Here is a 6,895-nt window from a genome sequence, read left to right on the forward strand (position 1 = left end):
CACTTATAAGATACTTTTTCATACTATTTTTTTAAGAGTGGATTTTCAAAGTCAACTTTTTTCACTTCCACATCCTTAGTGTATCTTTCAGCCATTGCGTTTACATGGTACTCCATTCTCTCAAGCAGATAGAGTTCTGGCTTTGTATATTTGGCTTTTGAAGTTTGAATGTACTCATGCAAAAATGCTAAAGCTTGCTCCTCATTTTCAAAGTTTATGGAAGCTATCTCTTTTTCAAAATCTTCATAGTATTCCCCACAAGAGGACAAAAAGTCATAACTTAAATCCATAGTTTTTAAATTGTGGTGTGCTTTTGAAAATGCAAAGTGATTGTAAAGCATACAGCCTACAAAATACTCAACATCGGAAGCTTCAAACTCCGAGTACTGGTTTGCTTCATCTTCAAAGTGTTTGTGCCATGTTGTCAATATATTTTCTATTTTTTCATTCATATCTTATCTCTTATTTTTTTGTGTATTATACTAAAGTATGCTAAACTCTAGCTATGATAAAACTGACTCCAAACGCAGACAAAAACTTAAAATTATTGTTACCTACTACAAATAAAGCACTTGCAATCGCACTCAAAGATGCCTCTCCTACACAATTACAACAACTTGGAGGAGTAAAAGATTTAAACTCTATTCTTAAAATGCTTTTAAAAGAGAGTAGCAATGCCAATGATGCACAAAACAGAGCTCTTTTAGAACTTCTAAAAAACAACCCTACACTCAAATCTCTCTCAAACGCAGCGCTCAATATAAAAAACTTACTCGTACTTTTAAAACACGACACAAAACAGACGCAACTGGAAAAGACACTACAAAACCTACTCACAAATATCAAAGAGATAGAACCAAAAGAGCTGCAGAGTAAATTGAAAAAATCAGGAGTTTTTTTAGAAAATCAAATAAAAAATGGTGAAAATCCAAAAGAACTTTTTTCTAAAGATCTAAAAGCACTCCTTTTGCAAACACATGACAAACTCTCAAACGCAGTAACAACTCCAAACTCACAAGAGATTTTAAAGCATATAGACAAACTCACACTCACTATAGATTATCATCAACTGCTCTCACATCTCTCAAACGCAGCATCCATATACATTCCCTACGCTTGGGATGCTTTAGAAGAGGGGCAAATCAGCATAAAAAAACTTCAAAAGAAGCACTATCTTTGTGATATTCATCTGGAGTTGAAAGAGCATGGTGCGCTCGATTTAAGATTAGCTCTTTTTGAAAAAAATCAACTCAGCATATACATCACAACACAAAGTGAAGTGCTAAAAAAGAGCATTTTAGAAAATTTACAAATGCTTAAAAAGCAACTCTCAAACGCAGCAATAACAACAAAAGAGATAAGATTTGTAACAAAAAAGCAACAGCTTTATGATACAGCTGCTAATGAGAACCTGGCAATGGGTTTTGAGGTAAAAGTATGAAAGAAAAAGCAGTAGCACTACAATATGACAATGACAAAAACAACGCTCCAAAAGTTATAGCCAAAGGAGAGGGAAGAACTGCTCAAAAAATCATACAAATAGCAAAAGAAAATGATGTAAGGCTCAAAAAAGATGAAGACCTAGTAGAACTTCTTTCAAAAGTAGAGCTAGATGCAGAGGTTCCACCTGAGATGTATAAGGCAGTTGCAGAGATTTTTAGTTTTCTCTATAAAATCACAAAACCTTGATATAAATCAAAAAATTAAGTTTATGTCTACACAAAATATGTTAAAATATGGCATTTAAAATAGGAGTTTTGTAAAACAATGGACGAAATAGTTGCCTGCGAAAATATGAGTGATATTTCCTTACAAGAGCTTCCTATAACGCCTGATGAGTATGAAAAAATTCTCAATATTCAAGCAGATATACTCCATAAACTTTCTCTTAATCATGATGATGATAATACTTTGCAAAATCTTTGTCTTTTAGTAGAAAACCTACTTCCAAATTCTGTTGCATCTATCATGATCCTAGACAAAAAAACAAATCGTATGAATGTATTGTCTGCCCCTTCGATTCCTGCAAGTGGTATTAAGGCACTTGCAAATCTTATGCCTGGTGAGGGAGGAGGTTCTTGTGGAAGTGCCATTTTTCATAAAAAGCCCCAATATGTACTCAATACATTTAAAGATAAAAGATGGGCAGATTTACGAAAGGTTGCTTATGATTTCAACCTCTGCTCTTGCTGGTCTGTACCTGTCATAAATGAAGAGGCTCAAGTAATAGGTACTTTTGCACTCTCTTCGTTTGAGCATCGCATGCCGGCACCTTTTCACAAAAAAGTTTTGCAAACTGCTGCATTTTTGGTCAATATTGTCTTAAAAAATAGAAAGATTGAAGAAAAAATCCAACATATGCTCTACTATGATGATTTAACAGGACTACATAACAAAAGACATCTCGATGAGATGCTTGTAAACAATGAAGAAAAGAGCCTTCTTCTTTTTGATATAAATAATTTTAGCTATGTAAATAATACTTATGGATTTAACATCGGAGATAAACTTCTTGCTAAAATAGCAAAAATTTTTCAAGATCAATTAGAGTCTCCTACAGTTTGTAAACTTGAAGCAGATAAATTTGCACTTATCTTGAATAAAAATGAAGATATTGGACAAAAAGTTTCTCAAATAAAAAAATTCTTTTATTCCCAAGAGATTATTGTCGATGGTATTACACTCAATATCACTTTTACATATGCTGCAGCAAAAGGAATAAAAGATCTCTACATAAACGCAGTGATTGCCCTCAAACAGGCAAAACAAAGGGGAAAAAATTCTCTGCATATATTTAACACAGATGAAGAGCTTGTAGCACATAACAAAAGAAAATCTTTTATAGAATCTAACAACATTTTGCACCATGCCCTACAGCACAATGAAATTATTCCCTATTTTCAAGGTATTAGAAATAACAAAACACGAGAGATAATCAAATTTGAATCGCTCGCGAGAATAGAACAAAATGGTAAAATTCTCTCACCATACAATTTTATAGAACCAGCTCGTCTCTCTGGTCTTTTACCAGAGATTACAAAAGTCATGATAGATAAAAGTTTTAAGATGATGTCCAAAAATGACTATACTTTTTCTATAAATCTCACCGAAGATGACCTTATACGACACTATATTTTGGACTACTTACAAATAAAATCTAAAGAGTACAAGATAGAGCCTAAAAGAGTTATTTTAGAGATACTTGAGGGCATTAGTGCAAGCGGTAAAAAGAATCACATCGCACAACTTTCTGCCTTAAAAAAAGAGGGGTACGCTATTGCCATAGATGATTTTGGCACTGAGTACTCTAACTTTGAGAGAATTTTAGAATTAGAAATTGACTTTCTAAAAATTGATGCAAAATACATCAAAGATATTGATACGAATAAAAAAAGTTACGAAATTACAAAAGCCATTGTCTTTTTTGCAAAAAATGCAAATATTCCGTGTATAGCAGAATTTGTACATAAAAAAGAGATTCAAAATATTATGATAAGACTTGGTGTTGACTACTCTCAAGGCTACTACTTTAGTAAGCCAAATCCACTCCCTTTGGCAAAATAATCTTCACTAAATAGTGAGCATTACTTCAGCTCACTCCAGTTGTCACCAATATTTAAGCTCGCTTTTAGCGGAACATTTAATGCCATAATACTCTGCATAATATCTCGAAACTTCGTACCAAGCATATCAGCATCACTCTCTTCCACTTCAAAAATCAATTCATCATGAATCTGTAGCAACATTTTTGCTTTAAGGTTTTCATCTTCTATGATTCTATGAATTTTATTCATACTTAGTTTTATAAGGTCTGATGCACTCCCTTGAAAAACAGAGTTTACAGACTCTCGCTCATAAGCAGCACGAAACATTGGTGTTGCATTTTCATAGTCAAAATAGCGTCTGCGTTTAAGTAGTGTCTCAATGTAGCCTTTCTCTTTTGAACTCTCAACAATAGAGCGAAAATAGCTTTTAACTGTAGGAAAAGATTCAAAATACTTCTCTATAATTGCTTTTGCCTCTTTTGTTGTTATACCCAAAGTATCAGAGAGTTTTTTCTGTCCCATTCCATAAAGTAGTCCAAAGTTTACAGTTTTGGCTATGCTTCTTTTTGCTTTTGCATCCTCTTCACCAAAGAGAATAATAGCAGTTTGGAGATGAATGTCTTTATCGTGTTTAAAGGCATCTACTAACACCGTATCTTGAGAAAAGTGTGCCAACAAACGCAGCTCTATCTGTGAATAATCAATACCAATAAGCTTTTTTCCCTCTCCTGCAATAAACCCTTGACGAATTTTAGCACCAAGTGGTGTTCGTGTTGGAATATTTTGCAAGTTTGGATTTTTTGAGCTTAGTCGTCCTGTTGCTGTTCCTGTTTGAACAAAAGAGGTATGAATTCTATGCGTTTCATTTGCATTTGCTAGTTTTAAGAGCGGGTCAATATATGTCGAGTAAAGTTTATGCACCTCTCGGTACTCTAAGAGTTTGGCTATGATTGGATGCTTATCTTTTAATGAGCTTAGTACCTTTTCATCTGTAGAGTAGCCCGTCTTTGTCTTTTTACCAACAGGCAATCCAAGTGTCTCAAAAAGTACAACACCAAGCTGTTTTGTAGAGTTAATGTTAAACTCACTTCCTGCAAACTCATAAATACTTTTTGTAAGATCTTCTAATGTTTTCTTCACCTCAACCAAGAACTGCTCAAAAAATTCTGTATCGACCTCTATGCCCTCTTTTTCCATCTTTAAAAGTGTTTTTATAAATGGAATTTCTACTTCTCGTGCTTCATCTATAAGATGTTTTGCATCTTGAAGTTCCAACTTTTGCAAAAAGAGTTTGTAAAGTTTCAAAGTGATAAAAGCATCTTCAGCTGCATAAACGCAGGCATCACCAAGCGCAACGCTAGAGAAGTTTTCTCCTTTTTTTACAGTATCTTTAAACGCAACCATATTATGTCCAAGCAGTTTATCTGCAAGCTTATCCAATGAGAGTGCCGATTCAGGGTTAATAAGCCACGCTAAAATCATACTGTCACAGTAGATTGGCAATGTGTCATCTTCTAAAAAACGCGATACGAAATGCAGGTCAAACTTAATGTTATGTCCTACTACACGAGAAGCAAATATTTTACGCATTGCCTCTTTTGCCGCTTCATGACTAATCTGTTTTTCAACACCCAGATAGAAGTGTCCAAATGGTACATAGTAAGCTTCATCATCACCCATACAAAAACTAAAACCGACAAGTCTGTCGCCAAAATAATCAAGACCAGTTGTCTCTGTATCAAACGCAACAATTGTTTCAGGCTTAAGCTGAGCAAGTACTGCGTTTAACTCTTTTTCGTCTGTAAGAAGTGTCGCTTTAAATGCAAGTTTTTTATTTTCTTGCGTACACACCTCTTGTGCCTTTTGTGCCCCTTCTCTCTTTGCATCACTTACAAGATTTTTCGCATGAAGTGAACGAAGTACTGCGTTTTGCTCATACTGTACAAGCTCATCATAAATATTTAAAAATGGATTTTCAACATCCATTTTATACTCTTCAAAATCAAACTCATCACAAGAAAAAACATTTGGATCAAGCGTTACAAGCTCTTTTGACATATATGCTTGCTCTTTTGAAGCTATAAGCTTCTTCTGCATTGCACCTTTAATTTCATCAATATGCTCATAAACATTATCGAGGGTTTCATACTCTTTAAGTAATTTCTCTGCACCCACTTTTCCTATGCCCTTCACTCCTGGGACATTATCGGCACTGTCACCTAAAATAGACTGATAATCAATAAACTGTTCAGGTGTCACACCATATTTATCATAACAGGCTTTTTCATTTACATACTTGCGTTTAATTGCATCAACTATGACAACTTTATCATCATCTATAAGCTGATAGAGGTCTTTGTCATGCGATACAACACGAACTTTATAGCCCTGTTTTTTTGCACAATTGACCACAGTTGCTATCATATCATCTGCTTCAAAGCCAACTTTTCCAAGTGTTTTGTAGCCCATCTTATTTATCCACTCTATTGCAACAGGAAGTTGTTGTGTCAGTTCTGGTGGTGGTGCCTGACGATTTGCTTTGTAATTTACATCTATCTCATTTCTAAAAGTATCTCCTTTAGAATCAATAGCAAAAATAATGTAATCACTACTATGGTCTTTATCTAAGGTTGCAATAAAATTTGTAAAACCAGTTAAAAGTCCCGTAGGAAAACCATCTTTAGTACGCAGATGCTGTGGCAGCGCATAAAAACTTCTAAAAAAGAACCCAAATGTATCTATAACTGTAACAACCTTACTCATGAGAATCCTCAACTACATCAAGCATATCATCAATAACATCTTCAAGCATCTCATAATCATACCCAGCATCACGAGCTTTTCTCAAACCAAAGTTAATTGCCTGCTCTGAAAATGGCTTATTTATAGGTAAAATTGTTTTTACAATATTTAAGGCAGTAGCATACTCTGCAACATCTTGTGGTGCTGCTATAGGAGTATCTGAATAGCGAATCATATCTATAAATTTTTCATCAAATCCCCAGTGATGAAATACTTCTGCAGTTACTTCGGAGCTACTTACATCAACATAGGATTTTTCTAACTGTGCAAGATTATTTGAAAACTCAACTTCAGCTTTAAAACTCACATCTTCATCTTCTTGAATAATATCACTCGCAATTAATATTTTTCCTGTCTCTTGCAAAAATGCTGCAAGATACAAATCATCAGCCTTTTGTGCATCTACTTTTTCATACCATTTCAGCATCAAAGTCGCTTGCATTTCAGAAACTTCAGCAAACTTTTCACTAGTAATACCATAAGGCTGCATATCTACATTAAGTAGTTTTCGCACAGAATTTCCAAGAGCAATCGAGCGTGTCATACTC

At 34.4% G+C, this 6,895-nt stretch carries 6 protein-coding genes; 3 read left to right on the forward strand and 3 right to left on the reverse strand.

Going from position 1 to position 6,895, the window contains the following annotated elements; genetic code table 11:
- Positions 1-23 precede the first annotated feature (23 nt).
- Entirely contained in the window at positions 24-452 is a 429-nt protein-coding gene (locus tag MVY38_RS09050) for a hypothetical protein (protein ID WP_297485422.1), read from the reverse strand.
- Positions 453-505: 53 nt separating this feature from the next.
- Here MVY38_RS09050 and MVY38_RS09055 point away from each other — a divergent pair, with 53 nt between their 5' ends.
- The 3 genes from MVY38_RS09055 to MVY38_RS09065 all read left to right on the forward strand — a co-directional run bounded on the left by MVY38_RS09055 (position 506) and on the right by MVY38_RS09065 (position 3,564).
- Entirely contained in the window at positions 506-1,441 is a 936-nt protein-coding gene (locus tag MVY38_RS09055) for a flagellar hook-length control protein FliK (protein WP_297485424.1), read from the forward strand.
- Positions 1,438-1,689, forward strand: a complete 252-nt coding sequence (locus tag MVY38_RS09060) for a FlhB-like flagellar biosynthesis protein (RefSeq protein WP_297485426.1) — start codon at positions 1,438-1,440, stop codon at positions 1,687-1,689. Before MVY38_RS09055 ends, MVY38_RS09060 begins: the two co-directional genes overlap by 4 nt.
- Positions 1,690-1,767: 78 nt before the next feature.
- Entirely contained in the window at positions 1,768-3,564 is a 1,797-nt protein-coding gene (locus tag MVY38_RS09065) for an EAL domain-containing protein (RefSeq protein WP_297485428.1), read from the forward strand.
- 20 nt (positions 3,565-3,584) lie between these two features.
- Here MVY38_RS09065 and polA read toward each other — a convergent pair whose 3' ends face one another.
- Both polA and MVY38_RS09075 read right to left on the reverse strand, forming a co-directional pair.
- Complete coding sequence (gene polA, locus MVY38_RS09070; protein WP_297485430.1) at positions 3,585-6,308, reverse strand: DNA polymerase I; 2,724 nt, start codon at positions 6,306-6,308, stop codon at positions 3,585-3,587.
- Positions 6,301-6,895, reverse strand: a 595-nt coding sequence (locus MVY38_RS09075; RefSeq protein ID WP_297485432.1) for an HDOD domain-containing protein, incomplete at its 5' end; no start/stop codon positions are given. The genes MVY38_RS09075 and polA, both read right to left, overlap by 8 nt.

Origin of the sequence: Sulfurimonas sp., assembly GCF_027056685.1 — a bacterium.
Lineage (GTDB): Bacteria > Campylobacterota > Campylobacteria > Campylobacterales > Sulfurimonadaceae > Sulfurimonas.